Origin of the sequence: Solimonas sp. K1W22B-7 (genome assembly GCF_003428335.1) — a bacterium.
Lineage (GTDB): Bacteria > Pseudomonadota > Gammaproteobacteria > Nevskiales > Nevskiaceae > Solimonas_A.
On sequence record NZ_CP031704.1, the window covers coordinates 273,998 to 298,795 of the forward strand.

The 24,798-nt window shown below is 68.6% G+C and carries 27 protein-coding genes and 1 riboswitch; of the genes, 16 read left to right on the forward strand and 11 right to left on the reverse strand.

The window, feature by feature from the left end; all coding sequences use genetic code 11:
- The first annotated feature begins 67 nt into the window (after window positions 1-67).
- Genes ubiE through ubiB form a run of 3 tightly spaced genes read left to right on the forward strand, consistent with a single transcriptional unit; the run spans window position 68 to window position 3,068 of the window.
- Complete coding sequence (gene ubiE / locus D0B54_RS01335; RefSeq protein ID WP_117288470.1) at window positions 68-850, forward strand: bifunctional demethylmenaquinone methyltransferase/2-methoxy-6-polyprenyl-1,4-benzoquinol methylase UbiE; 783 nt, start codon at window positions 68-70, stop codon at window positions 848-850.
- Window positions 847-1,458 carry a ubiquinone biosynthesis accessory factor UbiJ gene (locus tag D0B54_RS01340; RefSeq protein ID WP_117288472.1) on the forward strand — a complete coding sequence of 204 codons (612 nt, stop codon included), beginning with the start codon at window positions 847-849 and terminating at the stop codon, window positions 1,456-1,458. Before ubiE ends, D0B54_RS01340 begins: the two co-directional genes overlap by 4 nt.
- The gene (gene ubiB, locus D0B54_RS01345) at window positions 1,455-3,068 is read left to right on the forward strand and encodes a ubiquinone biosynthesis regulatory protein kinase UbiB (RefSeq protein ID WP_117288474.1); all 1,614 of its coding nucleotides are present in this window, start codon (window positions 1,455-1,457) and stop codon (window positions 3,066-3,068) included. The genes D0B54_RS01340 and ubiB overlap by 4 nt, the downstream gene beginning before the upstream one ends.
- Window positions 3,069-3,128: 60 nt before the next feature.
- Here ubiB and D0B54_RS01350 read toward each other — a convergent pair whose 3' ends face one another.
- The 3 genes from D0B54_RS01350 to D0B54_RS01360 all read right to left on the reverse strand — a co-directional run bounded on the left by D0B54_RS01350 (window position 3,129) and on the right by D0B54_RS01360 (window position 6,632).
- Entirely contained in the window at window positions 3,129-4,019 is an 891-nt protein-coding gene (locus D0B54_RS01350; protein ID WP_117288476.1) for a divergent polysaccharide deacetylase family protein, read from the reverse strand.
- 8 nt (window positions 4,020-4,027) lie between these two features.
- Window positions 4,028-5,368, reverse strand: coding sequence for a S41 family peptidase (locus D0B54_RS01355; protein ID WP_117288478.1), 1,341 nt, complete (start codon window positions 5,366-5,368; stop codon window positions 4,028-4,030).
- Between the two features lie 61 nt (window positions 5,369-5,429).
- On the reverse strand, window positions 5,430-6,632 hold the full coding sequence (locus tag D0B54_RS01360) for a murein hydrolase activator EnvC family protein (protein ID WP_117288480.1): 1,203 nt from the start codon (window positions 6,630-6,632) through the stop codon (window positions 5,430-5,432).
- Between the two features lie 51 nt (window positions 6,633-6,683).
- Between D0B54_RS01360 and D0B54_RS01365 the strand changes: the two genes are divergently transcribed.
- Genes D0B54_RS01365 through D0B54_RS01380 form a run of 4 tightly spaced genes read left to right on the forward strand, consistent with a single transcriptional unit; the run spans window position 6,684 to window position 8,899 of the window.
- A complete protein-coding gene (locus D0B54_RS01365; RefSeq protein WP_117288482.1) occupies window positions 6,684-7,106 on the forward strand; it encodes a rhodanese-like domain-containing protein in 423 nt (140 codons plus the stop codon).
- A 14-nt stretch (window positions 7,107-7,120) separates the two neighbouring features.
- A complete protein-coding gene (gene grxC / locus D0B54_RS01370) occupies window positions 7,121-7,384 on the forward strand; it encodes a glutaredoxin 3 (RefSeq protein WP_117288484.1) in 264 nt (87 codons plus the stop codon).
- Window positions 7,381-7,890, forward strand: a complete 510-nt coding sequence (gene secB / locus D0B54_RS01375) for a protein-export chaperone SecB (protein ID WP_117288486.1) — start codon at window positions 7,381-7,383, stop codon at window positions 7,888-7,890. The genes grxC and secB overlap by 4 nt, the downstream gene beginning before the upstream one ends.
- Entirely contained in the window at window positions 7,865-8,899 is a 1,035-nt protein-coding gene (locus D0B54_RS01380) for an NAD(P)H-dependent glycerol-3-phosphate dehydrogenase (RefSeq protein ID WP_117288488.1), read from the forward strand. The genes secB and D0B54_RS01380 overlap by 26 nt, the downstream gene beginning before the upstream one ends.
- A 194-nt stretch (window positions 8,900-9,093) precedes the next feature.
- Here the strand turns inward: D0B54_RS01380 and D0B54_RS01385 are convergent, their stop codons facing one another.
- On the reverse strand, window positions 9,094-9,564 hold the full coding sequence (locus D0B54_RS01385; RefSeq protein ID WP_117294959.1) for a tRNA (cytidine(34)-2'-O)-methyltransferase: 471 nt from the start codon (window positions 9,562-9,564) through the stop codon (window positions 9,094-9,096).
- Window positions 9,561-9,866: a putative signal transducing protein gene (locus D0B54_RS24075; RefSeq protein WP_162932126.1), complete on the reverse strand. Its 306-nt coding sequence runs from the start codon at window positions 9,864-9,866 to the stop codon at window positions 9,561-9,563. Before D0B54_RS24075 ends, D0B54_RS01385 begins: the two co-directional genes overlap by 4 nt.
- A gap of 356 nt (window positions 9,867-10,222) precedes the next feature.
- Here D0B54_RS24075 and D0B54_RS01395 point away from each other — a divergent pair, with 356 nt between their 5' ends.
- Complete coding sequence (locus D0B54_RS01395) at window positions 10,223-10,516, forward strand: hypothetical protein (RefSeq protein WP_117288492.1); 294 nt, start codon at window positions 10,223-10,225, stop codon at window positions 10,514-10,516.
- 312 nt (window positions 10,517-10,828) lie between these two features.
- Here D0B54_RS01395 and D0B54_RS01400 read toward each other — a convergent pair whose 3' ends face one another.
- Window positions 10,829-13,582, reverse strand: a complete 2,754-nt coding sequence (locus tag D0B54_RS01400) for a M16 family metallopeptidase (protein ID WP_117288494.1) — start codon at window positions 13,580-13,582, stop codon at window positions 10,829-10,831.
- A gap of 84 nt (window positions 13,583-13,666) precedes the next feature.
- Between D0B54_RS01400 and ampD the strand changes: the two genes are divergently transcribed.
- Genes ampD through D0B54_RS01415 form a run of 3 tightly spaced genes read left to right on the forward strand, consistent with a single transcriptional unit; the run spans window position 13,667 to window position 15,948 of the window.
- The gene (gene ampD, locus D0B54_RS01405; RefSeq protein WP_117294961.1) at window positions 13,667-14,212 is read left to right on the forward strand and encodes a 1,6-anhydro-N-acetylmuramyl-L-alanine amidase AmpD; all 546 of its coding nucleotides are present in this window, start codon (window positions 13,667-13,669) and stop codon (window positions 14,210-14,212) included.
- A gap of 9 nt (window positions 14,213-14,221) precedes the next feature.
- Entirely contained in the window at window positions 14,222-15,091 is an 870-nt protein-coding gene (gene ampE, locus D0B54_RS01410; RefSeq protein WP_117288496.1) for a regulatory signaling modulator protein AmpE, read from the forward strand.
- Window positions 15,091-15,948: a cobalamin-binding protein gene (locus tag D0B54_RS01415; RefSeq protein WP_117288498.1), complete on the forward strand. Its 858-nt coding sequence runs from the start codon at window positions 15,091-15,093 to the stop codon at window positions 15,946-15,948. The genes ampE and D0B54_RS01415 overlap by 1 nt, the downstream gene beginning before the upstream one ends.
- Window positions 15,949-16,555: 607 nt before the next feature.
- Here D0B54_RS01415 and D0B54_RS01420 read toward each other — a convergent pair.
- The 3 genes from D0B54_RS01420 to D0B54_RS01430 all read right to left on the reverse strand — a co-directional run bounded on the left by D0B54_RS01420 (window position 16,556) and on the right by D0B54_RS01430 (window position 20,275).
- Window positions 16,556-17,098 carry a cob(I)yrinic acid a,c-diamide adenosyltransferase gene (locus D0B54_RS01420; RefSeq protein WP_117288500.1) on the reverse strand — a complete coding sequence of 181 codons (543 nt, stop codon included), beginning with the start codon at window positions 17,096-17,098 and terminating at the stop codon, window positions 16,556-16,558.
- Between the two features lie 100 nt (window positions 17,099-17,198).
- On the reverse strand, window positions 17,199-18,368 hold the full coding sequence (locus D0B54_RS01425) for a hypothetical protein (protein ID WP_117288502.1): 1,170 nt from the start codon (window positions 18,366-18,368) through the stop codon (window positions 17,199-17,201).
- On the reverse strand, window positions 18,365-20,275 hold the full coding sequence (locus D0B54_RS01430) for a TonB-dependent receptor plug domain-containing protein (RefSeq protein WP_162932128.1): 1,911 nt from the start codon (window positions 20,273-20,275) through the stop codon (window positions 18,365-18,367). The genes D0B54_RS01425 and D0B54_RS01430 overlap by 4 nt, the downstream gene beginning before the upstream one ends.
- A 78-nt stretch (window positions 20,276-20,353) precedes the next feature.
- Window positions 20,354-20,544: riboswitch (cobalamin riboswitch) on the reverse strand.
- A 76-nt stretch (window positions 20,545-20,620) separates the two neighbouring features.
- On the opposite strand from D0B54_RS01430, the gene D0B54_RS01435 reads away from it, so the two are divergent.
- Window positions 20,621-21,394, forward strand: coding sequence for an inositol monophosphatase family protein (locus D0B54_RS01435; protein WP_117288506.1), 774 nt, complete (start codon window positions 20,621-20,623; stop codon window positions 21,392-21,394).
- A 73-nt stretch (window positions 21,395-21,467) separates the two neighbouring features.
- Window positions 21,468-21,989: an arsenate reductase ArsC gene (locus D0B54_RS01440; protein WP_117288508.1), complete on the forward strand. Its 522-nt coding sequence runs from the start codon at window positions 21,468-21,470 to the stop codon at window positions 21,987-21,989.
- Here the strand turns inward: D0B54_RS01440 and D0B54_RS01445 are convergent.
- Window positions 21,986-22,660 (reverse strand): HAD family hydrolase, encoded by a 675-nt coding sequence (locus D0B54_RS01445; RefSeq protein ID WP_117288510.1) that lies wholly within the window; start codon window positions 22,658-22,660, stop codon window positions 21,986-21,988. The two genes, D0B54_RS01440 and D0B54_RS01445, sit on opposite strands and share 4 nt — an antisense overlap.
- Window positions 22,661-22,784: 124 nt before the next feature.
- Between D0B54_RS01445 and D0B54_RS01450 the strand changes: the two genes are divergently transcribed.
- The 3 genes from D0B54_RS01450 (at window position 22,785) to bfr (ending at window position 24,261) form a co-directional block, all read left to right on the forward strand.
- On the forward strand, window positions 22,785-23,294 hold the full coding sequence (locus tag D0B54_RS01450) for an RNA pyrophosphohydrolase (RefSeq protein ID WP_117288512.1): 510 nt from the start codon (window positions 22,785-22,787) through the stop codon (window positions 23,292-23,294).
- Window positions 23,295-23,411: 117 nt separating this feature from the next.
- The gene (locus tag D0B54_RS01455) at window positions 23,412-23,642 is read left to right on the forward strand and encodes a (2Fe-2S)-binding protein (protein WP_117288514.1); all 231 of its coding nucleotides are present in this window, start codon (window positions 23,412-23,414) and stop codon (window positions 23,640-23,642) included.
- A 130-nt stretch (window positions 23,643-23,772) separates the two neighbouring features.
- Window positions 23,773-24,261 (forward strand): bacterioferritin, encoded by a 489-nt coding sequence (bfr, locus tag D0B54_RS01460; RefSeq protein WP_117288516.1) that lies wholly within the window; start codon window positions 23,773-23,775, stop codon window positions 24,259-24,261.
- 85 nt (window positions 24,262-24,346) lie between these two features.
- On the opposite strand, the gene hemJ is transcribed toward bfr, so the two are convergent.
- Window positions 24,347-24,763, reverse strand: a complete 417-nt coding sequence (hemJ, locus tag D0B54_RS01465; RefSeq protein ID WP_117288518.1) for a protoporphyrinogen oxidase HemJ — start codon at window positions 24,761-24,763, stop codon at window positions 24,347-24,349.
- Window positions 24,764-24,798 lie beyond the last annotated feature (35 nt).

Sequence of the window (24,798 nt, forward strand, 5' to 3'; positions counted from 1 at the left end):
GCGGCAGTGCTAGCAGGCCCTGGCCGGCTTGCCGCTACAATGCCCGCCTGCCGTCCCGAGTGCTGCCATGTCGTCCGAGAACAAACCGCCCCAGAAGGACGGCAATCCGTCCGGTACCACCCATTTCGGGTTCCAGGACGTGCCTACCGCCGAGAAGCAGAAGCGGGTGGCGGGGGTATTCACCTCGGTGGCCGGCAGCTACGACATCATGAACGACCTGATGTCGTTCGGCGTCCACCGCATCTGGAAGCGCTTCGCGATCGACCTGGCCGGCGTGCGCCCGGGCGAGCGCGTGCTCGACGTGGCCGGCGGCACTGGCGACCTGACCCGCGAGTTCGCCCGCCTGGCCGGGCCGCGGGGCCAGGTGATCCTGACCGACATCAACGCCGCCATGCTGGGCGAGGGCCGCCGCGCCCTGGCCGACCGCGGCGTGGTCGGCGTGCCCCTGGTGCAGGCCAATGCCGAGAAGCTGCCCTTCGCCGAAGGCTCCTTCGACTGCATCACCATCAGCTTCGGCCTGCGCAACGTCACCGACAAGGACGCCGCGCTGCGCTCGATGAAGCGCTGCCTCAAGCCCGGAGGCCGCCTGCTGGTGCTGGAATTCTCCAAGCCGCAGAGCCAGCTGCTGGGCAAGGTCTACGACCAGTACTCCTTCCGCCTGCTGCCGCTGATGGGCCAGCTGGTGGCGCGTGACGCCGACTCCTACCGCTACCTGGCCGAATCCATCCGCATGCACCCGGACCAGGAGACGCTCAAGGGCATGATGCAGACCGCCGGCCTGGAGCGCGTGCAGATCTACAACATGACCGGCGGCATCGTCGCCGTGCATCGCGGCTTCCGCCTGGAATGAGGGCGCCGCCGCTGCTCTGCGCCGCCGTCGAGGTGGCGCTCAACCGCACGCTGCGCCTGGAGCCGGCGGTGGCCGCCGAGTGCGGCCGCCTGGCCGGCCGCGTGATCGCGCTGGACGTGGAAGGCCCGGGCTGGAGCTTCTACATCGAGTTCTGCGAGGGCGGGGTGCGTGTGCTGGACGACATGGCGGCCGAGCCCGACGTGCGCGTCGCCGGCGGCCTGACCACGCTGATGCGCCTGGCCTGGCAGGTCACCCAGGGCGAGGCCGGCGTGCCGCAGGGCTTGCGCGTGGACGGCGATACCGAGCTGCTGACCCGCTTCAACCAGCTGCTGGCCCAGGCCGGCTTCGATCCCGAGGAGCTGGCGGCCAAGGTCGTCGGCGATGCCGCCGCGCACCGCCTGGTGCAGGGCGTGCAGAAGCTGTTCGGCTGGGGCCGGCAGACCGCCGCCACCCTGGGCCTGGACACCGCCGAGTACCTGCGCGAGGAAACCCGCGACCTGGCGCGTGCGGCCGACGTCGAGGAGTGGATCAACGCGGTGGAAGACCTGCGCAGCGGCACCGACCGCCTGGAAGCGCGCCTGCGCCGTCTCGAAGAGGGTGCGCGATGAACTTCGTGCGCCTGCGCCGCCTGTGGCAGATCCAGCAGGTCATGCGCCGCTACCAGCTGCGCGCCATCCTCAAGGGTGAGAAGGACCGCGATCCGCGCCCGCGCGGCGAGCGCATCCGCATGGCGCTGGAGGAACTGGGCGCGGTCTTCATCAAGTTCGGCCAGGCCCTGTCGACGCGTCCGGACATCGTGCCGGCCGACATCGCCATCGAGCTGGCCAAGCTGCAGGATCGCGTGCCGCCGTTCCCCGGCGAGGTGGCGCAGGCCATCATCGAAGCCGAGCTGGGCAAGCCGATCGCGCAGATCTACGCCGAGTTCGACGTGGTGCCGATGGCCTCGGCCTCGGTGGCGCAGGTGCATGCGGCGCGGCTGTTCCCGGCGGTGCCGGGCGAGCCCGGCCTGCAGGTGGTGGTCAAGGTCATCCGCCCCGGCATCCGCGACAAGATCGACAGCGACGTGCAGCTGCTGCACACGCTGGCGGCGCTGGCCGAACGCTTCTCGCCGCTGGCGCGGCGCCTGCGGCCGCGCGAAACCGTGGTGGAATACGAGAAGGTGCTGTACGACGAGCTGGACCTGATGCGCGAGGGCGCGTCCTGCGCGCTGCTGCGCCGCAACTGGCTGGGCTCGGAGCTGATCTACCACCCGCTGGTGTTCTGGGACCAGACGCGCACCAGCGTGCTGACGATGGAGCGCATCTTCGGCATCTCGATCCGCGAGATGGACCGCCTGCGCGCACTGGGCGTGGACTTCGAGGCGCTGTCCGAGCGCGGCGTGGAGATCTTCTTCAAGCAGACCTTCCGCGACAATTTCTTCCACGCCGACATGCACCCCGGCAACATCTTCGTGGACGCCAGCAACCCGAGGAAGCCGAGCTACCTGGCGGTGGACTTCGGCATCGTCGGCACGCTGACGCCGGCCGACCAGCGCTACCTGGCCGAGAACTTCTACGCCTTCTTCAACCGCGACTACCGCCGCGTGGCGGAGTTGCACGTCGAGAGCGAGTGGATTCCGGCGGACACCCGCGTCGAGGAGTTCGAGGCCGCGATCCGCACGATCTGCGAGCCGATCTTCATGCGGCCGATCAAGGACATCTCCTTCGGCTTCTTCCTGATGCGCCTGTTCCAGGTGGCGCGGCGCTTCAACTACCAGGTGCAGCCGCAGCTGGTGCTGCTGCAGAAGACGCTGCTGCAGGTCGAGGGCCTGGGCCGCCAGCTCAACCCCGAGCTGGACCTGTGGAAGACCGCCAAGCCGATCATGGAAGACTGGATGCGCCAGCGCCTCGGCCCGCGCGCCGCGCTGGAGCGCATGCGCCGTGAGATCCCGGGGCTGACCGAGTCGCTGCCGGAGCTGGCGCACCACGCGCTGCGGCAGCTGCAGAAGGGCGAGGGCCTGGGTGGCCCTGGGCGGCGCGAACTGCAGGCGCTGCGTGCCGAGATCGAGCTGTCCGGCCGCCGTAGCCGCCACGCCGTGCTGGCCGGCGCCTGCCTGCTGGGCGGCGTGCTGGTCTACGTGCTGGCGCCGCAGGCGCAGCCGCAGCTGGCGGGCGTGCCGTCGCTGGCCTGGCTGCTGGGCGCGGTGGCGGCGCTGATGGCCTGGCGCGGCCGGCGCTGAGGCGAGGCCTACGCGCGGGCACCACCTAGTCGCGAGCCTGCTCGCGACTAGGTGGGAGAGTTACTGCCCCGTGGCGTCCGTCACGGGAGCCGCCGCCGGCTCGCCCGGCTCCGCGGCCGCCTGCGCCGCCTCGATCACCGCGCGGGCCGGATCATGTTCCGGCTCTTCCAGCCCCACGCTCAAACGCAACGGCTTGGCCGCCACCCGCAGTTGCCGCGAGGTGCCCTGCTCGCGGATCAGCGCCGATGGCGCCACCAGGCGGATACCTTGCGCCTGCAGTTTGGGGATCTCGCTCTTCAGCAGCGCCAGGGTTTCCGGATAGGGATGGCCGATCGCCAGCGCGCTGCCGTTCTTGCGCGCCAGTGCCAGCAGGCGCTGCCACTCCGCGCGCACCGCTGCCGCGCCGCGGCTGTTGTCGAGGAACACCTGGCGCCGCGTGGTCGGCAGGTCCTGCTGCCAGGCATGCGCCTCGGCCTGGGTCGCGGCGCTGGTGCGGCTGTCGACGAAATACAAGCCGCGCTGCTGCAGCGCCTGCATCAGCCAGCGCATCGGCTCGGCCTCGCTGGTCAGGCGGCTGCCCTGGTGGTTGTTGACGCCCACCGCCTGCGGCACCGCCGCCAGCGCCCGCTGCAGCAGGGCCTCGCGCTGCTGCGGGCTGGCGCTGTCCAGGATCGTCAGGGGGTGGCCGCGGCCCTGGCCGGGTTGCAGCGGCAGGTGCAGCAGGATCTCCTTGCCGCGCGCCTGGGCCAGTGCGGCGACCTGCGCGGTATGCGGGGATTCCGGCAGCAGCGCGCAGGCGACGGGACCAGGCAGTTCCGCCGCTTCGCGGCTTTCCTGCCAGCGGTCACCGAGGTCGTCGACGATGATGCTGATCGCCGGCGCTTGCGCGCCGGCGATCCAGGGAGACGTGGACAACAGCAGGGCGCCGAGGATGCGGCGCCCCTGCGACATCGCCGGGCTCAACGCGAGCGGGCGATGACCAGACCCTTGAGCAGGTTCAGGGCCTCGTAGAGCGAGTAGTCGCTCTCGGCCAGCTGCTCGGCGTCCTTCGCCTCCTTGGCTTTGACTTCCTTGTCCTTCAGGGCCGCTTCCTTGTCCTTCTTCTTGACCTTGTCGTTGGACAGGCTGCCCTTGAGGTCCGCTTCCTCGATACCTTCGAAGGCGGCCTGCTGTTCGTCCTTGGCCACCTTGAGCTGGCGGATGACGATGTCGGGCTCGATGCCCTCGCCCTGGATCGAGCGGCCATTGGGCGTGTAGTAGCGTGCCGTGGTCAGCTTGATCGCGGCGTCGCTCTGCAGCGGCATGATGGTCTGCACCGAGCCCTTGCCGAAGCTCTTGGAACCCACCACCACCGCGCGCTTCTGGTCCTGCAGCGCGCCGGCCACGATCTCCGAGGCCGAGGCCGAGCCGCCGTTGATCATCACCACGATCGGGGCGCCGTTGATCAGGTCGCCGGGGCGCGCGTCGAATTCGCGGGCGCTGGCCAGCTCGCGGCCCTTGATGCTGACCACCGGGCCCTTCTCGAGGAAGGCGTCGCTGACCTTGACCGCGGCGTCGAGCACGCCGCCGGGGTTGTTGCGCAGGTCCAGCACCAGGCCCTTGAGTTCGCCCTCGTTGTCCTTCTTGAGCTTGGCCATCTCGCGCTCCAGCGCACCGCCGGTCTCGGTGGTGAAGCTGCTGATGCGGATGTAGCCCATGCCGGACTCGAGCAGCTTGCTCTTGACGCTGGCGACCTTGATCTCGGCGCGCGTCAGGTCGACGATCACCGGGGCGTTGGCGCCCTCGCGGGCGATCGTCAGGGTCACCTTGGTGCCCGGGTCGCCGCGCATCTTCTCGACCGCCTCGGCCAGGCTCAGGCCCTTCACCGAGACCTCGTCGATCTTGATGATCAGGTCGCCCGGCTGGATGCCGGCCTTGAAGGCCGGCGTGTCGTCGATCGGCGACACCACGCGCACGAAGCCGTTCTGCATCTGCACTTCGATGCCCAGCCCGCCGAACTTGCCGGTGGTGCTGATGTTGATGTCCTTGAATTCCTTCTCGTCCAGGTAGGCCGAGTGCGGATCCAGGCCCGCGAGCATGCCGCGCACGGCGTTCTCGAGCAGGGTCTTGTCGTCCACCGGCTCGACGTAGTCGCTCTTCACCCGGTTGAGGATTTCGACGAAGGTCTGCAGGTCGCGGAACGGCAGCGGTTCCGGCTTGGCCGCCGCCTTGTCGGCGAGGACGCCCTGGGTCAGCGTGATGCCGGTGCCAATGGCGATGCCGGCCGCGAGCACCAGCGGCGTGCGATATGTCTTGAGCATGGTTCGAGAGGGGAGTTTCAAGCGTGGAAGCGACGATATCACAAGGCCGTCGCGGGCTGTTTCAGCGGCTCAGCCACAGCCTCGGGTCCAGTGCCAGGGTGCCGCGGCGCACCTCGAAATAGACCCCCGGCTGCTCGTGGCCGCCGGTGTTGCCGGCCTGGGCGATCACCTCGCCGGCACGGACCAGGTCGCCGGCGCTGTGGGTGACGCTCTGGTTGTGGCCGTAGAGCGTGAAGAAACCGCCTTCATGCTCCAGGATCACGATCAGGCCGTAGCGCTGCATCCAGCCGGTATAGACCACCCGGCCGGCCGAGACCGCCCGCACCGGGGCGCCGGCGTCGGCGCCGATCCAGTTGCCGTTCCAGGCCAGGCGGCCGCCGGCCTTGGGCTGGCCGAAGGCGGCCAGCAGCGGGCCGCGGATCGGCCAGGCCAGCTTGCCCTTCTGGGCCGGGAAGGGGCGGTCGCTGAACTGCTCGGGACCGCGGGGAGTGGCGGGCTCGTCCCTGGGCTGCGGCCTGGCCGGCTCCGGCGCCACGTCGCGCAGGGCGCGCTGGATCGACTCCAGGGTGCGCTTGACCTCGCGTTCGGTGTCGCGCAGCTGGTTGAGCTGGGTTTCCTGGTCGCCCAGCTTGGCCTGCAGCTGGCTCAGCTGGCTCGAGCGGTTGCTGCGCAGGCCCTGCTGGCGCGCCAGCGCCGCCTGCTGCTCGGTGCGCAGGCCGGCCAGGGTCTCGGCCTCGTCGTCGAGCTTGTCGCGCAGCGCGCGCAGCTTGTCGGCGTGGGCCAGCATGCCGCGCATGCGGTTGGCGCGCGCCCGGGCCAGGTAGTCGTAGTAGGTGACCATCCGGTCCAGTTTCTGCACGTCGCTGAGATTCAGCAGCAGCCGGGCGGCGGCGTTCTGGCCGATGATGTAGGCCGCCCGGACCTGGGCCGCCAGGGCCTTCTTCTGGCCGTCGAGCTGGCGCTCGGCCTCGTCCAGCTCGCCCTGGGCGCGGCGCACCCGGGCCAGCTGGGTCTGCTCCTTGCGGCGCAGCAGGTTGATCTCGGTCTGGGCCACCGTGATCTTCTTTTCCACCGTCTCGACGTCGCGGCGCAGGGCGTCCTCGCGGCTCTTGTTGCCCTCGATCTCGCCCTGCAGCTCCTCGATGCGGCCGCGGACCTCCTCCAGGCGCGGGTCGCCCCCCGGGGGGGCAGCGTCCTCGTCGGGGTTCGCCCAGCCGACAGCGGCCGGCAACAGTAGGGCAAGCGCGAGGAGCGGACGGATCATGCGATAATGATAGGACGTAGTTGTGCCTCACCGGAATGGGTTTGAAGCGGCATGGATCAGTTTATTTCCTTTGCGCAGAACCACCTCGGGCTGTTTGTGGCCCTGGCGGTGGTCGTTCTCCTCCTCGTCGCCAACGAGGTTCACGGCAATCTTGCCGGCGGCAAGCGGCTGACCGCGCTGGAGGCGGTGCGCTTCATCAACGACCGCGACCCGGTGATCGTCGATCTGCGCACGTCGGCCGACTTCAAGCGCGGCCACCTGCTCAACGCGGTCAACGCGCCCTTCGCCAAGTTCGACGAGTACGCCGGCCAGTTCAAGGACAAGAGCCGCCCGGTGCTGCTCTACTGCGCCCTGGGCACCATGGGCAGCGCCATCGCCGACAAGCTGCGCCAGCAGGGTTACGCCGAGGTCTACCCGATGCGCGGCGGCATCAACGCCTGGCTGATGAACAGCCTGCCGGTTACCGCGAAATAACCAGGGACGCCGAGATGAAGCCGGTGCGCATGTACACCACGCGGGTCTGCCCGTTCTGCGTGATGGCCAAGCGGCTCCTTCAGTCCAAGGGCGTCTGCTACGAAGAAATCCGCGTCGATGAAAATCCCGGGGTGCGCGAAGAGATGATGCGCATCAGCGGCCGCCGTACCGTGCCGCAGATTTTTGTCGGCGAAACCCATGTCGGCGGCTTTGATGACTTGTCCGCCCTCGACCACGCGGGCAAACTCGACCCGCTGCTCAAAGACCCCAAATCATGACCGAAGAAACCACCCCCAACGCCGCCACCCCCGGCGCAGCTCCTGCGCGCCAGGTACTGCTGCAGAAGATCTACCTCAAGGACGCCTCGCTGGAAGTCCCGCTGGCGCCCGACGTGTTCACCCGCCAGTGGCAGCCGCAGCTGGACGTGCAGGTCAACACCGAGCTCAAGACCCTGCCGCAGGACCACTACCAGCTGATGCTGTCGGTGACCGTCACCGCCAAGCTCGGCGAGGACGTCGCCTTCCTGGCCGAGGTCCACCAGGCCGGCATCTTCGTCGTGCGCGGCTTCGACAACGCGGTCGAGAAGCACGCCGTGCTCGGCGCCTTCTGCCCGGGCCAGGTGTTCCCCTTCGCCCGCGATTCCATCGCCGACCTGGTGCAGCGCGGCGGTTTCCCGCAGCTGCTGCTGCAGCCGATCAATTTCGAGGCGCTCTACCTGGAGCACCAGCAGAAGGCTGCCCGTCCGCAGGCGGAGGCGCATGGAGCCGCAGCCGCAACCCACTAAGGAAGCGGCGGCCGGGCCCATCGCGGTCCTGGGTGCCGGCTCCTTCGGCACCGCCCTGGCGGTGCACCTGGCGCGGCGCGGTTCCGAGACCTTTCTCTGGGGCCGCAACGCCGACAAGATGGCGACGATGGAGGCGGCGCGCGAGAACGCGCAGTACCTCCCCGGCTGCCATTTCCCGGCGCGGATGACCGCCCTGTCGGACCTCGCCGCCGCGGTGCGCGACAGCGAAGACCTGCTGATCTCCACGCCCAGCTACGCGCTGCGCGAGACCCTGGAAAGCATCAAGCCGCTGCTCAAGCCGGGGCAGGGCATCGCCTGCGCCTGCAAGGGCCTGGAGCCCAACACCGGCCGGCTGGTGCACGAGGTGATCCTCGACGTGGTCGGCGCCAGCTATCCCATCGCGGTGATCTCGGGCCCCACCTTCGCCAAGGAGCTGGGCATCGGCCTGCCGACGGCGGTGACCATCGCCGCGCAGGACGAGGTCTTCACCCGCCGGCTGGTGGGCCGCCTGCATGGCGACGGCTTCCGCGCCTATTCGTCCGAGGATTTCGCCGGCGTCGAGATCGGCGGCGCGGCCAAGAACGTGATGGCGATCGGCGTCGGCATCGCCGACGGCCTGAACCTGGGCGCCAACACCCGCGCCGGCATGATCACCCGCGCCCTGGCCGAGATGATGCGCCTGGGCAAGGCCCTGGGCGGCAAGCCCGAGACCCTGATGGGCCTGGCCGGCATGGGCGACCTGGTGCTGACCTGCACCGACAACCAGTCGCGCAACCGCCGCATGGGCCTGCTGCTGGCCCAGGGCAAGACCGTGCCCGAGGCGATCCAGGAGATCCAGCAGGTGGTGGAAGGCGTGCGCGCCGCCCCCGAAGTGGCGCGCCTGGCGCGCCGCCTGGGCGTGGAAATGCCGATCACCGAGGCCATCAACGCCGTGATCCAGGGCGAGATCACCCCGGTGCAGGCGGTGATGCAGCTGGCGACGCGGCCGGCGCGGGCGGAACTCGAGTGATTGCGTCCGTTCCCCCTCGCCCGCTTGCGGGAGAGGGGTAGGGGAGAGGGTGTCTGCAAGTCTTGCAGTAGCCGCTAAGCGCGAGTTTTACAGAAACCCTCTCTCGGCAACTGCTCCATGCGTTGCCCTACCTCGGGGATCCATCCCCTCGCCGGCCCTGCGGGCCACCCTCTCCCGCAAGCGGGCGAGGGGAGTTAAAGCTCTTTCGCCCCGCTGAACCCCATCTGTCGCCAGGCCTCGAACACCGCGATCGACGCGGCGTTGGACAGGTTGAGGCTGCGGTTGTTGGGACGCATCGGCAGGTAAATGCGCTGTTCTTCCGGCAGTTCCTCGATGAGCTCTGCGGGCAGCCCCCGCGACTCCGGGCCGAACAGCAGCACGTCGTCCTCGCGGTATTCCACCCGGTCGTAGCGCTGCTTTCCGCGCGTGGTGAAGGCCAGGATCCGCGAGCCGGGCAGGGCCGCGCGAAAGGCGGCCCAGTCGTCGTGGTGGCGCATCTGCACGTATTCCGCATAGTCCAGGCCGGCCCGGCGCAGCGAGGCGTCGTCGGTGCGGAAGCCCAGCGGGTGGATCAGGTGCAGCCGGGCGCCGCTGTTGGCGCAGAGGCGGATCAGGTTGCCGGTGTTCGGGGGAATTTCCGGCTGGTACAGGGCCAGGTGGATCATGCCGGCCGTGGCTCCCCGCATTGCCAGCAGGTCTCGAAGCTCACCGGCGAGGCCTCGCCGCAGCCACAGCGCCATTCGGCGTGGGAGTGGCGGCGGTGCTCGTACTGGCGCAGCAGGGTTTCGGCCTGGGGGCGGTCGCGCTCGTCCTGCAGGCACAGACGGGGGTAGATATCGGCGCCCAGTTCGCCCCGGCCGCTCCACAGGCCGCTGCCCAGCACGCTGCAGGCAATACCGTGCGCGGCCAGGTACTCCCGCAGGATTTCGGCCTCGATCGGGTCGGCGGCAAGGTAAAGCGTGTCCATGCCCGATTGTAGAGTCGGGGGCCTGTTAACGCCCTGGCCGTCGCTGCGATGCCCCCGTATTTGCGGCCAGGCACGACGCGAGGAAGGCGCTTGGTGGTTCCAAGCAACTGACGAGCAACACAGCGTGGCCGCAAAGACGGGGGCACCCGGAGGGCGGGACCGTTTTGGCGCATGGCGGCGTCCCGACCCGCTGATGTACATTGAGTACACGGCGCGTGCCGGGACATAGCCCTGCGCCAAAACGGTCTCCGTCGCAGCGACGGCCAGGGCGTTAACAGGCCCCAACTTGATTGACAGCTTTCGAAGCGCCGCCTAAGCTGCTGACGCTACATGGAATTCGAGGCTGGGGGAAAGTCATGAAACTGTCTCACGTTGCTGTCGCCGCCGTTCTCGCCCTGAGCGCCAACCTGGCGCAGGCCGATGAATACCGCGAGGACGCAGGTACTACGCCGTCGGCCGGTTCGATGGCCGTGGATCTGGTGGTCGTGCGCCCCCTGGGTGCCGTCGCCACGGTGCTGGGTGTCGGCCTGTTCGTCCTGAACCTGCCGCTGTCGATCGTCCAGGGCGAGCCGCCCTCGGCGCCGGCGCAGCGCTGGATCGTCGAGCCGGCGCGCTTCACCTTCTCGCGCCCGCTGGGCCAGATGGAGTAAAGCTTCCGCTGCAGGAAAAAAAGCCGCCGGCATTGCCGGCGGCTTTTTTGTTTCTGGTCTCCAGGCCTTGGAAGGCGGCCCTTCTTGTCTCCTTCTCCCGCTGGCGGGAGAAGGTTGGGATGAGGGTGGTGCGGTGGCGGTACGCACCTCGCTACTCGTAGATGGCTCCACCCTCACCCCGGCCCTCTCCCGCCAGCGGGAGAGGGAGAAAGATAGGTGGCGCCATCCATGGCGAGACAGCAGCTACTCGAATAACCCCCGGGGCGGCCATCCATGGCCGCCCGCGCGTCCTTCGCTGATGACATTTAGTCATCAGCGAAGGATGCGCCCGTCCGCATCCAGCACCGTCACCTCACCCAACCCCAGCTTGCGCACCCCCGCCTCGATCTTCTCCAGGTCGCCGACGATCAGCCAGGTCAGGGCCTGCGGCTGCACCAGGCGCTGCGCGGCGGCGTTGATGCTGTCCGGGTCCTGCGCCTCGACCTTGTCGACCAGGTCGTTCCAGTAGCTGTCGGGCAGGCCGAACTTCAGCACCGTGCCGTAGGACGAGGCGATCTCGCCGGAGGTTTCGTTGCTGCCGGGCAGGCGGCGCACGGTGCGGTCCTGGGCGTCGCGCACTTCCTGCGCCTGCAGCGGACGCTTGCCGGTGATGTCCTGGTACTCGCGCAGCAGCTCGCGCAGCGATTCCACGGTCTTGTCGGTCTGCACCGGCGCGCGCAGGGCGAAGGGCCGCTGCGCCTGCGTCGCCATCATGTCGCTGCGCACGCCGTAGCTCCAGTGCTTGTCCTCGCGCAGGTTGAGGTTCACGCGCGACAGGAAGTCGCCGCCGAAGGCATCGGCGGCCAGGCGCATGGGGATGTCCTGCGGATCGCGCAGCGGCGGCGCCAGGTGCGCGGCGAGGATGTAGGACTGCTGGCTGCCGCTGCGGTTGACCAGGAACACGCGCGGTTGGGCCGGCAGGGCGACTTCGGCCAGCTGCTTCTTCGGCGCCGCCTCGGCCGGCGCCTTCCAGGCGCCGAGATATTGCTCCAGCAGCGGCCGGATCCTGGCCTCGCTGGTGTCGCCGACCACCAGCAGGGTCGCCAGGTCGGGCCGCATCCAGCGGCCGTAGAAAGTGCGCAGGTCGGCCACCGTCAGCTTCGCCAGCTGTTCCTCGTTGCCCAGGCCGCTGAGCGGGCCGGAGTAGGCATGGCCCTCGCCGTAGAGCAGGCGCGGGTAGAGACGTCCGGCGATGCCGGCGGGCTGGGCCTTCTCCTGCTGCACGGCGGCGATGATCTGCCTGCGGATGCGCTCCAGTTCGTTCTGCGGGAACACCGGGTGCAGCAGCACGTCGGAGAACAGCTCCAGCGATTCCGGCAGGCGGCCGCTGATGGCGTTCAGGCCGACCAGGAAGCTGTCGAGGTCGGCCATTGCCGCCAGTTCGGCGCCGAGGTTTTCCTTGCGGGCGGCGATCGCCAGCGCGTCGCGCGTGGGCGTGCCTTCGTCGAGCATTTCCAGCATCAGGCGCGCGGTGCCCGGCGTGCCGCCGAGGTCGGCGGCGTAGCCGGCATCGACCAGCAGGCTCAGCTGCACGACCGGGGCCGAGGGATACTCCGCCAGCGCAACCTTCAGGCCGTTGGACAGCGTGAAATGCTGCAGCGGCGGCAGCCGCAGGCGGGCGGCCTCGCCGCGGTCGGGCAGCTGCTTGCGGTCGGCGCCTTCGCTGGCGGTCTGGTATTCCGGGAAAGGCTCCACGGTCAGCGTGAAGACGCCGTCGTCGAGCCACGCACGCGCGGCCTTCAGCACCTCGGCCGGGGTGGCGCGGCGTACGCGCTCGGCCTCTTCGGTATAGGCGTCGGGCGTGCCGCAATAGACCTGGTAGGTGGCCAGCATGCCGGCCTTGCCGCTGCGGCCGTCGATCTGTTCCAGGCCGCGCAGGCCGGCGGCGAAGTAGCGGGTCTTCACGCGCTGCAGTTCCTGCGGGGTGGGGCCGGTGCGCAGGAAGCGCGCCAGTTCCTCCTCCATCACGCGATCCACCACGGCGGCGTCGCCGCCGGGCTGCACATAGGCATCCAGCGTCATCGGCGCGGCGATCTCGAAGGGATAGCTCGAGCTGGACACCGAGGTGGCCGTGCGGTCGCGGTACACCAGGCGCTGGTACAGGCGGCTGGTGCGGCCGTCGGCCAGGATCGCCGCGGCCATGCCCAGCAGGGTGGCGTCGGCGCTGCAGAAGCCCGGGGTGTTCCAGACCTTGACGATGCGCGGCTGCGGCACGCGGTCCTGCAGCACGCTGCGCTTGGCGCCCTGGCGCTTGGCCGGCCAGGCGGCGACGCGTTCGCGCACCGGCCCGGGGGCGATGTCGCCGAAGTACAGCTGCACCTTCTTCAGCACCTCGGCCGGGTCGATGTCGCCGGCCACCACCAGGGTGGCATTGGCGGCGCCGTAGTGCGTGCGGAACCAGCCCTTCACGTCCTCCAGCGTCGCCGCGTTGAGGTCCTTCTCCGAGCCGATGGTGGTCCAGGAGTAGGGGTGCCCGGCGGGGTAGATCGCGCGGGTGATCACGTCCCAGACACGGCCGTAGGGCTGGTTCTCGCCCTGGCGCTTTTCGTTGAGGACCACGCCGCGCTGCTCGTCGAGCTTGGCCTGGTCGACGGCGCCGAGCAGGTGGCCCATGCGGTCGGACTCCAGCCACAGCACGCGGTCCAGCGCCGGCGTCGGCACGTTCTGGAAGTAGGTGGTGCGGTCGTTCCAGGTGGTGCCGTTGATCTTGGTGGCGCCGGCTTCGGCCAGCGGCCGGAAGAACTCGTCGTTGAAATGCTCCGAGCCGTTGAACATCAGGTGCTCGAACAGGTGGGCGAAGCCCTGGCGGCCCGGCGGCTCGTCCTTGCTGCCGACGTGGTACCAGACATTCACGGCGACCAGCGGTGCCTTGTGGTCCTCGTGGAGGATCAGCGTCAGGCCGTTGGGCAGGATATGCTTCTGGTAGGGAATGCGCAGTTCCGGAAAGACCGGCTGCGGGGCTGCGGCGGCGAAAGCGGTGCCCTGCGACAACAGCAGGCCCAGCGCGACGGACAGCGCTTTTCTCATGACTTTTGGATCCCCTGGAATTCTGCGAACGGTTATAGCGTGCCCGGTTCATCGACACCACAACGGCAGGACGGTTCCGCGGCCATCGTGCTGCCGCAGGGCCTGTTGCGCGGGGCCCGCCAGCTGCCTTCGCCCAACCAGGACGAACGGCCCGACCCGCAGGACGTCAGCCTGCTGGTGATCCACAACATCTCCCTGCCGCCGGACCGCTTCGGCGGCCCCTGGATCGACGCGCTGTTCAGCAACACGCTGGATCCCTCCGCCCACCCCTACTTCGAGACGATCAAGAACCTGCGCGTGTCGGCGCACCTGTGCATCTTCCGCGACGGCCGGGTGACGCAGTACGTGCCCTTCGGCCGCCGCGCCTGGCATGCCGGCGTGTCGCGCTTCGACGGCCGCGAGCGCTGCAACGACTTCTCCATCGGCATCGAAATGGAGGGCTGCGACAGCAAGCCCTTCACCGTGAAGCAGTACGCCCGCCTGGCCCGGGTCACGCGGGCGCTGCTGGCCGCCTACCCCCGCCTGACGCGCGAGCGCATCGCCGGGCACTCCGATATCGCCCCCGGGCGCAAGACCGATCCGGGCCCTTGCTTCGATTGGACGGGGTATCGGGCGGCGCTCCCGGGTTAAAGTGCGCGCATGAGTCTGGTCGGTATTCTCATTGCCCTCATGCTGGAGCGCCTGCTCGGACAGATCCCGGGCTGGGGGCGGCCGCTGCTGTTCCTCGGCTACGTGCAGGCGCTGATGCGCCTGCTGCCCTGGATGCCGCTGTGGCGCTCGCCGGTGGCGCTGCCCCTGCTGTTGCTGCCGCCGCTGCTGCTGGTCTGGTGGAGCACCACCCTGTTCGCGCATCCGCTGGCCGAGCTGGCCTGGTCGTCGCTGGTGCTGCTGCTGTGCCTGGGGCCGCGTGACCTGGCCGAGGACGTGCATCGCCTGGTGGAGGCACGCGAAGCCGGCGACGGCGAACTGGCGACGCAGCTGGCCGCCGCGCTGCAACGCGGCCCGCAGCCGGATGCCGGACACCGCTCGCTGCTCGGCGCACTGTTCATCCAGTCGCACGAGCGACTGTTCGCGGTGCTGCTGTGGTTCTTCGCGCTGGGCCCGGTGGGCGCGGTGCTGTACCGCTGCCTCAGCCGCCTGCCGCGCCTGCTGCGCGAGACCGTGCCCGACAGCCCGGCCGCACGCCTGGCCGACCTGCTGCACGGCGCCTGCGCCTGGCTGCCGGCGCGCATCACCGCGCTGCTCTACGGCATGGCCGGCAGCCTCGACGACGCCATGCAGACCTGGCGCCAGCTGCTGGCCGAGCGCCAGCACGGCTGGCGTTCGCATACCTGGGCCGTGCTGGCCGAGGTCTCCTCGGCTTCGATGCGCGCCGAGGAATCCGACGGCCGCGTGGTGGTGCCCGCTTCCCTGGAAGCGAGCCTGGACGAGGTGCTGCGCATGCAATGGCGCGCCCTGATGATCCTGCTCGCCTGTTTTGCCCTGTTCGCTACCGGCAGCATGTTCTGATGAAACGATTCCGCCCCAGCCTTCTGTTGGCCCTCCTGCTGGCCTTGCCCGCCGGTGTCTGCTCCGCCGCCGAGCGCGTCGTCACCCTGGCGCCGCACCTGGCCGAGCTGGTCTGCGCTGCCGGTGCCTGCGACAAGCTGGTGGGCGTGGCGCGCTTCACCGACGAGCCCGGTGCGCGCGGCAAGCCGCAGGTCGGCGATGCCTTCACGGTCAATGTCGAGGCGCTGCTGGCGCTGCGTCCGGACCTGGTGCTGGCCTGGGGCGGCGGCACCTCGCCGCAGTTCATCCAGCGCCTGCAGGCGGTCGGCATCCCGGTGCGCTGGGTGACGGTGCGCAAGCTCGACGATATCGGCGCGGCGGTGCAGCAGCTGGGCGTGGTGCTGGGCACGCGGCCGGCGGCGGACAAGGCGGCGGCGGCCTACCGCAAGCGCCTGGCAGCGCTGCGCGAGGAGTACCGCGGCCGCGTGCCGCTGAAGGTGTTCTACCAGGTTGAGGTGAGCCCGATGTTCACGCTCAACGACCGCAGCCCGATCAGCGAGGCGATCACGCTCTGCGGCGGCGTCAATGTCTTCTCCGGGGCGCGGCAGCTGGCGGGGCCGGTCAACGTGGAGTCGGTGCTGGCGGCGAGCCCCGACGTGATCGTGTTCGGCCGCCAGGACATGGCGACCAAGATCCGCGACTTCTGGAAGAAGTGGCCGCTGGTGCGGGCGGTGGCGCACAAGCAGCTCTACGAGGTGAACGCTTCGACGCTGACGCGCCAGTCGCCGCGGGTGCTGGATGGCGTGGAGGAGCTGTGCAAGGTGCTGGATACGGCAAGGCCGGTGTATCTGCCGAAGCAGGAGATGGACGCGAACTGAGCCTGCGGCGCGACTGCTCGTTGTTCCGAAAAGCCCTGGCCGCCAGGGCTTTTTGTTAGTCCCCACCTGACCGTTCATCCCGAGTGCCGCGTAGCGGTGTATCGAGGGACGCGCCTCATCGGTTCCCTCTCCCCGGTTACGGGGAGAGGGTTAGGGTGAGGGGCGCGGACTTTCAAATGGAAGCCAAAGCAGTGGTGCCGGCCACGAGGCCGGTCAGGTGCGGTGATTCTCTGGAGGTTTATTTCGCCCAAGGGCGAGTCACTTTTCTTTGTTATACGACAAAGAAAAGTAACCAAAAGAAAACGTACCCTTGTATCGGCGCCCCGCTGAAGCGGGGTTCCCCGCCCAGTGGTCGGTCGCGACGGGTCGGAAACACAGGCCATCCATGGCCTGCGTGTCCTCGGCCGGACATCCTGTCCGGCTCGACCCTGCGCCCGACCCCTGTGCGGGCGCCGCTACGAGGGAACCCGGAACGTCAAAAGCATTCGCCTTGCTCACCAAGACTTCGGAAGAGGAATCGGTTTTGAGCTTTTGCGTACGTTGCTGGACCTGGCAAAAAGAAAACCCCTCTTCCTTGCGGAAGAGGGGTCTGTTTGAATCGAACTGACTACACCCGCTGCCAACCCACTTCCTGTCCCGACTGCGCCCGACCCAGCGTGCGCGCAATCACGAACAGGTAATCCGACAGGCGATTGAGATACTGCATCGCATACGGACTCAGCGGCTCCGCCGCATGCAGCACCCACAGTGCCCTCTCGGCACGCCGTGCCACGGCGCGGGCCATGTGCGCCTGCGCCGTCGCCGGCGAACCGCCCGGCAGGATGAATTCCTTCAGCGGCGGCAGCTGTTCGTTCAGCGCGGTCAGTTCCTCGTCCAGCTTCTCGACATGCGCCTCGGTCACCAGCGCGTGGCCCGGCATGGCCAGTTCGCCGCCGAGGTTGAACAGTTCGTGCTGGATGCGCTGCAGGCTGGCGTCCAGGCCCGGGGTCAGCGGCAGCGTACGCAGCAGGCCGATATGGCAGTTCAGTTCGTCGACGTCGCCCATCGACTGCACGCGCTGATGCGCCTTGGGCAGGCGGTCGCCGGTGGCAAGGCCGGTGGTGCCGCTGTCGCCGGTGCGGGTGACGATCTTGCTGAGTCGGTGTCCCATCTTTTTCCAGAGAGCAGAGAGTGGTTTGCAGATAGTAGTGGGAGGCAGCAGGGGATGCCCATCCCCTGCTGCCCACCAACGACTGTCTGCTATCCCGCGCCTACGGCGCGGTGGGTACGGTGATGAAGTCGATGTTCATCGGCGTCAGCACGGTGTCGATGCGCGCCTTCACCACCGTTTCGGTGCCCGCGGCGAAGCCGAGCACGGTGATGCCGGGGGCGGCGCCCTCGGTGCGGCCGACCCAGACGTTGCCGTCCGGCGCCGCGGAGACCGCGGACAGGCCGACCGGGCCGAGGCCGGCGACCGCCACCGGGGCGTCGCTGGTGGCGGGGTTGAAGCGATACAGCGTCTGGTCGTTGCCGAAGCCGGTGCTGCCGATGAAGTAGCCGCGCGTACCGCTGACCAGGTCCATGTCCGTGATCTGGCCGCGCGGGTGCGCCGCTACCGTGCCATCGTCCACCAGCAGGGTGGTGGCGAACGTGCTGGTGTTGATGCGGGCGATGCCGCCCTCGTACAGCGGCGCGAAGTTGTCGTAGCCGCCGTCGGACGAGACCAGGATATCGCCATTGGCCGGGTTGGAGACCAGGCGCATGGGGTTGCGCAGCGGCAGCTCGATGCCCTTGAGCGTGGCGCCGCCGGCCCCGGTGTTGATCTCCAGGTTGGTGGCGACGTCGATCACGGCGACATAGCCGCTCTTCTTGGCGGCAAAGCTTTCGAGCCGCTGCAGTGCGATGTACAGGCGGCCGTTCTTGATCAGGCCGTCCTCCATCTCGGGGACGCCATCGGCATCGTAGGCCGACAGGTCGATTTCGCCGATCTTGAAGGCGGCTTCCGTCGCCGCCGAGGGATTGACGATCCAGACCTTGCCGGAGCCGTAGCGCAGCACATAGGCCTTGGTCGGGCTGGCGACGACGATATCGTGGGGGTTGCTGCCCGGTTCGGCAGCGGTTTCGGTCGAGTACCTGTAGACCTGCGTGCCGGGAGCGGTGGCGGAGTAGCGCTTCACGAAGCCGGTGCCGCGCTCCACCAGGAAGTAGTGGTCGCCGGCGCCGCGCACGATGATGTCGGAATTGGTGGCGGCGAGATTGTTCTGTGCCGCGAACGGGGTTGCCAGCTCGGCCACGGATACTGCGCCGCTGCTGTAGTCGGGCGCGCGCGTCGAGATGACCGCCGCATCGGTGCCCAGCGGGGCGCCGTCGTCGCCGTCATTGTTGGAACAGGCGGCGAGGCCGAGGACCAGCAGCGTGGGTAGCAGGTGTTGCAGTTTCATGGGGTGCTCCTGGAGTCTGTGGATGCGTTCAGGGGAGAAGGCCAGCTCAGCGCGAACACGACGCGCCGGCCAGGTGTCGGGAAGCCGTTGAACTGTTCGAAGTTGTCGTCGCCGAGGTTGAGTCCCTGCAGCGACCAGCCGAGCCGGCGCAATGCGCCGGCGACGCCGACGTCATGGCGCTGCATCGTGGAAGCCTTCAGCAGGTTGGGGCTGTCGTAGTACTGCCCGGATTCGAATCTGAATGCGTAGTGGAAGCGCAGTCCCCGCCATGGCCGCTCGATGCGGGTATTGATCTGGGTCTCGAAGCGTCCGGGCAGTTGCTTGCCGCGCGTGGCGCGGACGTCGCTCCGGTCCTCGGTGTGCTGCCAGGTGCCGCCGAGCTGCCAGCCCCAGTGCTTCCAGTCGCCGCCGGCGGCCAGCTCGGTGCCGGCGATCAGTGCCTGTTCCGTATTGATCGAGCGGCCGATGCCCTGGGCGTTGAAGGTCGGGCTGATGGCGTCGCGCAGGTCCTGGCCGAAGACGGTCAGCTGCAGGTGGCGCAGTGCGCCGGGGTAGCGGCAGCGCGCGCCGGCGTCGGCGTAGCTCGCGCGTTCCTCCTGCAGTGCCGGGTTGCCCTTGAAAAGTCCGCGGTCGCCGTAGCGCTCGAAGAAGGTCGGCAGGCGTTCGCGCTGGCCGAGGTTGCCGGCGACCACGCAGGCACCCACCGTGCGCGACAGGCCCAGCGCCGGTTCGATCTGCCAGTCGCTGTCGGTGTCGCCGGCGGATTCGTCGCGCGACCAGGCCGTGCGAAGGCTGGCGTTGAAGCGGTAGTTCTCGCCGCGATGCCACTCGATGCCGTTGCCCAGCACCAGGCGCCGCGCGCTGGCGTCGGGCTTTGCCCCGGAAAGATCTTCGGTGAGGTACTCGGTGTGCTCGGCGCTGAAACTGTCCTCGAAACGGCCAAGGCTGCGCCCCAGGCTCAGCAGGCTGCGCCGCGTATCGCTGCGGCTGTCCTGCGCCTCCAGGCCCAGTTCGCTGGCCGGGTCGCGGTAGCGTTCGCGCGTCACGCGGTGAGACAGGGCGCCCTGCCAGCTCGACTCCTCCGGCAGCGCCACGGCCAGCGCGTAGGAGCGCGTGCCCAGTTCGGTGCGGGTAGTGGGGGAATTGAGCCGCGTCGGCAGTTCCTGCAGGTCGTCCACCAGGTGCGCGGTCACCACCAGTGGACCGCGGTAGCGCAGCAGGCCGTAGTGCTGCTCGGTGCCGGCGTTCTGGCGCCGCTCGCGGCGGCGCCGTTCCGGGTCCGTCGGATCGAAGGGCTTGAATGGATTGCGGTACAGGAAGTCGTTGTCGGCGGTCTGGGTGCCGGCGGACAGCTGCAGCGTTTCCGCCAGCTGCGCGGCCGCATGCAGCTGGCGCTGTCCCAGGCTGCCGATCGCAGCGGTTCCGATCACCGGCTCCGGCAAGACGTCGCGGCTGCGCAGGTTGATGGTGCCCGCCAGGCCACTGCCCAGGCCGACCGGGACGCGGCCCTGGTAGACCTCGACATCCTCCAGCAGCAGCGGATTGACCAGCGACAGCGAGGCCGCTTCGCCGCCGCCGCTGTCCAGCGGCATGCCGTCGAGCAGCAGGCGCACCTGGCGTCCGCTGCTGCCGCGCAGGCTGGCCTCGCTGTAGCTGCCGATGCCGCCGGCACTGCGCACCTGTACGCCGGGCAGGGTGGCCAGCAGTTCGGACAGATCGGCAGCGGCCAGCGGATCTACCGGCAGGCGCAGGACCACACCGCTGTCGCGCAGCTCCACGGCCGGTGCCTCGACCACCACCGGCGGCAGGGCGACCGCGTCTTCTCCGGCACGCAGCAGCGTCGGCCACAGCAGGGCCGGCGCTGCTGCGCGGATCAACCAGGAGGAAAGAAAACGACGCTTGCGCACGGACGACAGCCCCTGTCATGGAGATGGCCCGTGGTGCCGGCATGGCTACGCCAACCGATGGATCGCCCGCCGCGACCACGGATACAGACGCCGCAGGCCGGTCTCCGGACTCGAGGCTTGATGAACCGGCGGCCTTCCCATGCCTGAGCACAGTGGCGGTGGAGCCGGTCCCGAACCTCTTACCGTTGCGGGGGCAGTGAGCGCTTTGCACGCTCTTCCCGTTTAACCCCTGGGATCATCCCTGGGGAACCTGTAGCGGGGCGGATTATACGCAGGACGGGCCCGAGGCCGTATCATGCGCGCGGATCAGCTCCCAGACGCCCTTTTTTGGACCCGTTTTCGCCGATGAACAGCCCTTTCCTGAGTGCAGCCCTCGAGGCCGCCGAAGTCGCCTCCGAGATCATCCGCAAGGCCTACCGCGGCAACTTCGACGTGCAGTACAAGTCGGATGCCAGCCCGGTGACCGAGGTCGACGTCGCCTCCGAGCAGGCCATCAAGGCGGTGCTGCAGGCGCGCTTCCCGGAGCACGGCTTCTTCGGCGAGGAAACCGGCAAGTCCAACCAGGATGCCGAGTACCTGTGGCTGGTGGACCCCATCGACGGCACCAAGGCCTTCGTGCGCGGCTACCCGATGTTCTCGATCCAGATCGCGCTGATGCATAAAGGCGAGCTGGTGCTCGGCCTGTCCAGCGCACCCTGCTGGAACGGCGGGGCCGGCGAGACGGTGTGGGCCGAGAAGGGCAAGGGCGCCTGGCTGGGCGAGGAGCGCCTGCAGGTCAGCAGCATCGACTCCCTGGCCAGGGCGACGTTGTCCACCGGCAACCTGGCGCGCCTGGCGCGTTCGCCGCAGTGGAGCGAGCTGGGCCGCCTGATTCCGCAGCTGCACCGCATCCGCGGCTACGCCGACTTCGTCCACTACCACCTGCTGGCCTCGGGCCGCATCGACGCCGTGGTGGAATCGGACGTGAACATCCTCGACATCGCCGCGCTGACGGTGATCGTGCGCGAGGCTGGCGGCATCTTTACCGATCTCAACGGTCAGCCGGTGGGCCTGGAGACCACCACCGTGCTGGCCAGCAACGGCAGGCTGCATGAGGCCTTTGCCGGCCTGGCCCTGTAGGGTTTGTAAAAAGCCCGTCACGCCGCTGTCACCTGCCTTCAAGACCATTGGGCTTCCTTCCCGGGAGCTCCCCATGAGCGCTGAAAATCCGATCCGCGTGCTGTTCGTCTGCACCGGCAATTCCGCCCGCTCGATCATGGCCGAGGCCCTGCTGCGGCACTGGGGCAAGGGTCGCTTCGAGGCTTACTCCGCCGGCGCGCATCCGCGCGGAGAAGTGCATCCGCTGACGCTGGAGACCTTGCGTCGCCACAAGCTCCCGACCGAGGGTCTGCGCAACAAGTCCTGGGACGAGTTCGCCGGCGAAGACGCGGCGGCGCTGGACCTGGTGGTCACGGTCTGCGACGAGGCGGCCGGGGAAACCTGCCCGGTGCTGCCCGGCGCGCCGGTGCAGGTGCACTGGGGCATTCCCGACCCTGCCGCGGCGCAGGGTGACGTGGAAGTGCAGCTCAAGGCCTTTCGCGAGGCCTATTCGGCCCTCGACACCCGGGTGAAACTGCTGACCGCGCTACGCGACGATCATTTCGTCCACCTGCGCGACACCAGCTTGCGCGATGAACTGGAGCGCATCCACCGCGATGCGGCGCCCAGCGCCTAAGCCGCAGAGGCAGGCTCTTCGCGCAGGCTGATCACCTGCCAGCCGCGGCGCTGCGCCTCGGCGCGCAGCACGTCGTCCGGATCCACCGCCACCGCCTGCTGCGCCATCTCCAGCAGCGGGATGTCGTTGCGCGAATCGCTGTAGGCGATCATGTGCGTGTACGGCTGCGGCTGCGCCGCCAGCCATTCGCGCAGGCGCGTGACCTTGCCACCCTGGAAGTTCGGCAGGCCGGCAACCTGGCCGCTGTAGCGACCGTCGCGGATCTCCGGGTCGGTGGCGAGCAGGTGCGGGACGCCCAGCAGCGCGGCGATCGGCTCGGTGACGAAGCGGTTGGTGGCGCTGGTGATCAGCAGGGTCGCGCCCTCGGCGCGGTGACGCTCCAGCAGGGCCGGGGCGCCGGCGGCAATGATCGGCTCGATCTTTTCGCGCAGGAACTGGCGGCGCCATTCCTGCAGCAGGGCCATCGGGTGCTGCGACAGCGGCTTCAGGGAGAAGGCGCAGAACTGGAGGATGTCCAGCGTGCCGGCCTGGTACTCCTCGTAGAAGCGCCGGTTCTCGCGCTCGTAGGCTGCGGCGTCGACATGGCCCTGCTCGACCAGGAACTGGCCCCAGAGGTAGTCGCTGTCGCCGGCGAGCAGGGTGTGGTCGAGATCGAAGACGGCGAGTTTCATGGCGAGTCGCGGGGGCAGGGGGTTCGAGGCGCGGCATCTTAACCGGGCCGTTCGGCCGGGGCGTATACAGCTACCGGGGGATTTGCCATTATCCTTGGAGAACTTATTCACTCCCGCCCATCAAGTGATTGATTCAGAAGGATTTCGTCCAAACGTTGGGATCGTGCTGACCAGCGCGGCCGGCCAGGTGCTGTGGGCCAAGCGCATCGGCCAGCAGGCCTGGCAGTTCCCGCAGGGCGGGATCAAGCGCGGCGAAACCCCGGAAGCGGCGCTGTTCCGCGAGCTGCACGAGGAGCTGGGCCTGCTGCCGCAGCACGTCGAGGTCATCGGCGTCACCAGCGGCTGGCTGCGCTACCGCCTGCCGCAGCGCTACCTGCGCCGCCCGCGCGGGCGCCTGTGCATCGGCCAGAAGCAGAAATGGTTCGCGCTGCGCATGCTGGGCGAGGACGGCCTGGTGCACTTCGATGCCAGCGACAAGCCGGAATTCGACGGCTGGCGCTGGGTGGACTACTGGCTGCCGATGGACGAGGTGGTGGACTTCAAGCGCGAGGTCTACCGCCGCGCCCTGACCGAACTGGCGCCGCTGCTGGGCCAGCAGGGCGGCAACCCGGTCCGCAGCAGCGCCGCCGCGTGAGCCTGCGCCGCGCCTAGCCGCTGTCTGCGGCGGGCGGCAGCGGACGGCAGACCGCCGGCACTTCCGTTAACCGGAAGTTTATTGACAATCATTATCATTCCGTGTGCAATACGACGCATGATCGTCTGCGTCTGCAAAGCTGTCTCCGACCGCCACATCCGCCGCGCCGCCGCGGCCGGTGAGGTCGTGAGCCTGCGCGATCTGACCCGCGAACTGGGCCTGGGCACCTGCTGCGGCAAGTGCGTGCCGGCCGCCCGCGAAGTCCTGGACGAAGCCCTGGCCGCGCGTCCCGCTGCGGCGCTGATGATGGGCGCCGCCGCCAACCAGCCGGCCATGCTGAGCGCCTGAGCGCCGCCGGAACGCGCATGCGAATCGCATGCAAAAGCGTTTAAAACATTAATGAAAACAGCCACTTGGGCTAGACGCGACAAGCGTCCGGCGGCTACACTGTGCGCCTGATCCAACCCAGGAGCGCGTCATGCGCGGTGATCCCAAGGTCCTCGAGTTCCTCAATCTCGCCCTGCGCAACGAACTGACGGCGATCAACCAGTACTTCCTCCATGCCCGCATGCTGGGCAACTGGGGCATGAAGAAGCTGGAAAAGGTCGAATACCACGAGTCCATCGACGAGATGAAGCACGCTGATCGCCTGATCAAGCGCGTGCTGTTCCTCGACGGCCTGCCCAACCTGCAGGACCTGGGCAAGCTCTACATCGGCGAGGACGTGAAGGAGCTGCTGGAATGCGACCTGCGCCTGGAGCTGGAGGCCGTGCCCCTGCTCAAGGACGCCATCGCCCACTGCGAGACGGTGCGCGACTACAACAGCCGCGAGCTGTTCGAGGACATCCTCGAAAGCGAGGAGCACCACATCGACTTCATCGAGGAGCAGCTGGGCCTGATCGAGCGCATGGGGCTGCAGAACTACATCCAGTCGGCGGCGGGTGAGTTGCAGGAAGCGAGCGAGTAAGCGGCTGGCGTGCAACAAAAAAGCCCCGCTCAGGCGGGGCCTTTTTGTTTATTCCCTCTCCCGCTGGCGGGAGAGGGGAAGTACCTCAAAACGGCTTCACCACCACCAGCACCACGATCGCCACCAGCGCCAGCGCCGGGACCTCGTTCATGATGCGGTAGAACTTCGCGCTCTTGGTATTGGACTGCGCGGCGAAGGCCCGCACCCGGGTCTTGAGCCAGCCGTGGTAGCCGGACAGGGCCAGTACCAGGGTCAGCTTGGCGTGGAACCAGCCGGCTTTCATGTAGCCCGGGAACTCCGAGAGCAGCCACAGGCCCAGGATCCAGGTGCCGAGCATGCCGATGGTGGTCATGGTCATCAGGCGCTTTTCCATGAGGCAGAAGCGCTGGTGGCCGTCCGGGTCCTTGACCTCGGTGTGGTAGACGAACAGGCGCGGCAGGTAGAACAGCCCGGCGAACCAGCAGACGACGAAAATGATGTGAAACGCTTTTAACCAGAGCATTGTCAGAGAGGCCTGCGCGTAGCGTGGGGGGGCTT

Bases quoted from the DNA above. Each gene is read 5' to 3' on its own strand.
- D0B54_RS01350 (WP_117288476.1), bottom strand. From the start codon at position 4,019: ATGTCGCAGGGGCGCCGCATCCTCGGCGCCCTGCTGTTGTCCACGTCT.
- D0B54_RS24075 (WP_162932126.1), bottom strand. From the start codon at position 9,866: ATGGACACGCTTTACCTTGCCGCCGACCCGATCGAGGCCGAAATCCTG.
- D0B54_RS01400 (WP_117288494.1), bottom strand. From the start codon at position 13,582: ATGAGAAAAGCGCTGTCCGTCGCGCTGGGCCTGCTGTTGTCGCAGGGC.
- grxC (WP_117288484.1), top strand. From the start codon at position 7,121: ATGAAGCCGGTGCGCATGTACACCACGCGGGTCTGCCCGTTCTGCGTG.
- D0B54_RS01445 (WP_117288510.1), bottom strand. From the start codon at position 22,660: ATGAAACTCGCCGTCTTCGATCTCGACCACACCCTGCTCGCCGGCGAC.
- D0B54_RS01365 (WP_117288482.1), top strand. From the start codon at position 6,684: ATGGATCAGTTTATTTCCTTTGCGCAGAACCACCTCGGGCTGTTTGTG.
- ubiE (WP_117288470.1), top strand. From the start codon at position 68: ATGTCGTCCGAGAACAAACCGCCCCAGAAGGACGGCAATCCGTCCGGT.
- D0B54_RS01355 (WP_117288478.1), bottom strand. From the start codon at position 5,368: ATGCTCAAGACATATCGCACGCCGCTGGTGCTCGCGGCCGGCATCGCC.
- D0B54_RS01425 (WP_117288502.1), bottom strand. From the start codon at position 18,368: ATGAAACTGCAACACCTGCTACCCACGCTGCTGGTCCTCGGCCTCGCC.
- ampE (WP_117288496.1), top strand. From the start codon at position 14,222: ATGAGTCTGGTCGGTATTCTCATTGCCCTCATGCTGGAGCGCCTGCTC.
- bfr (WP_117288516.1), top strand. From the start codon at position 23,773: ATGCGCGGTGATCCCAAGGTCCTCGAGTTCCTCAATCTCGCCCTGCGC.
- D0B54_RS01395 (WP_117288492.1), top strand. From the start codon at position 10,223: ATGAAACTGTCTCACGTTGCTGTCGCCGCCGTTCTCGCCCTGAGCGCC.
- D0B54_RS01340 (WP_117288472.1), top strand. From the start codon at position 847: ATGAGGGCGCCGCCGCTGCTCTGCGCCGCCGTCGAGGTGGCGCTCAAC.
- ubiB (WP_117288474.1), top strand. From the start codon at position 1,455: ATGAACTTCGTGCGCCTGCGCCGCCTGTGGCAGATCCAGCAGGTCATG.
- D0B54_RS01415 (WP_117288498.1), top strand. From the start codon at position 15,091: ATGAAACGATTCCGCCCCAGCCTTCTGTTGGCCCTCCTGCTGGCCTTG.
- D0B54_RS01360 (WP_117288480.1), bottom strand. From the start codon at position 6,632: ATGATCCGTCCGCTCCTCGCGCTTGCCCTACTGTTGCCGGCCGCTGTC.
- D0B54_RS01440 (WP_117288508.1), top strand. From the start codon at position 21,468: ATGAGCGCTGAAAATCCGATCCGCGTGCTGTTCGTCTGCACCGGCAAT.
- D0B54_RS01385 (WP_117294959.1), bottom strand. From the start codon at position 9,564: ATGATCCACCTGGCCCTGTACCAGCCGGAAATTCCCCCGAACACCGGC.
- hemJ (WP_117288518.1), bottom strand. From the start codon at position 24,763: ATGCTCTGGTTAAAAGCGTTTCACATCATTTTCGTCGTCTGCTGGTTC.
- D0B54_RS01455 (WP_117288514.1), top strand. From the start codon at position 23,412: ATGATCGTCTGCGTCTGCAAAGCTGTCTCCGACCGCCACATCCGCCGC.
- D0B54_RS01380 (WP_117288488.1), top strand. From the start codon at position 7,865: ATGGAGCCGCAGCCGCAACCCACTAAGGAAGCGGCGGCCGGGCCCATC.
- D0B54_RS01420 (WP_117288500.1), bottom strand. From the start codon at position 17,098: ATGGGACACCGACTCAGCAAGATCGTCACCCGCACCGGCGACAGCGGC.
- secB (WP_117288486.1), top strand. From the start codon at position 7,381: ATGACCGAAGAAACCACCCCCAACGCCGCCACCCCCGGCGCAGCTCCT.
- D0B54_RS01435 (WP_117288506.1), top strand. From the start codon at position 20,621: ATGAACAGCCCTTTCCTGAGTGCAGCCCTCGAGGCCGCCGAAGTCGCC.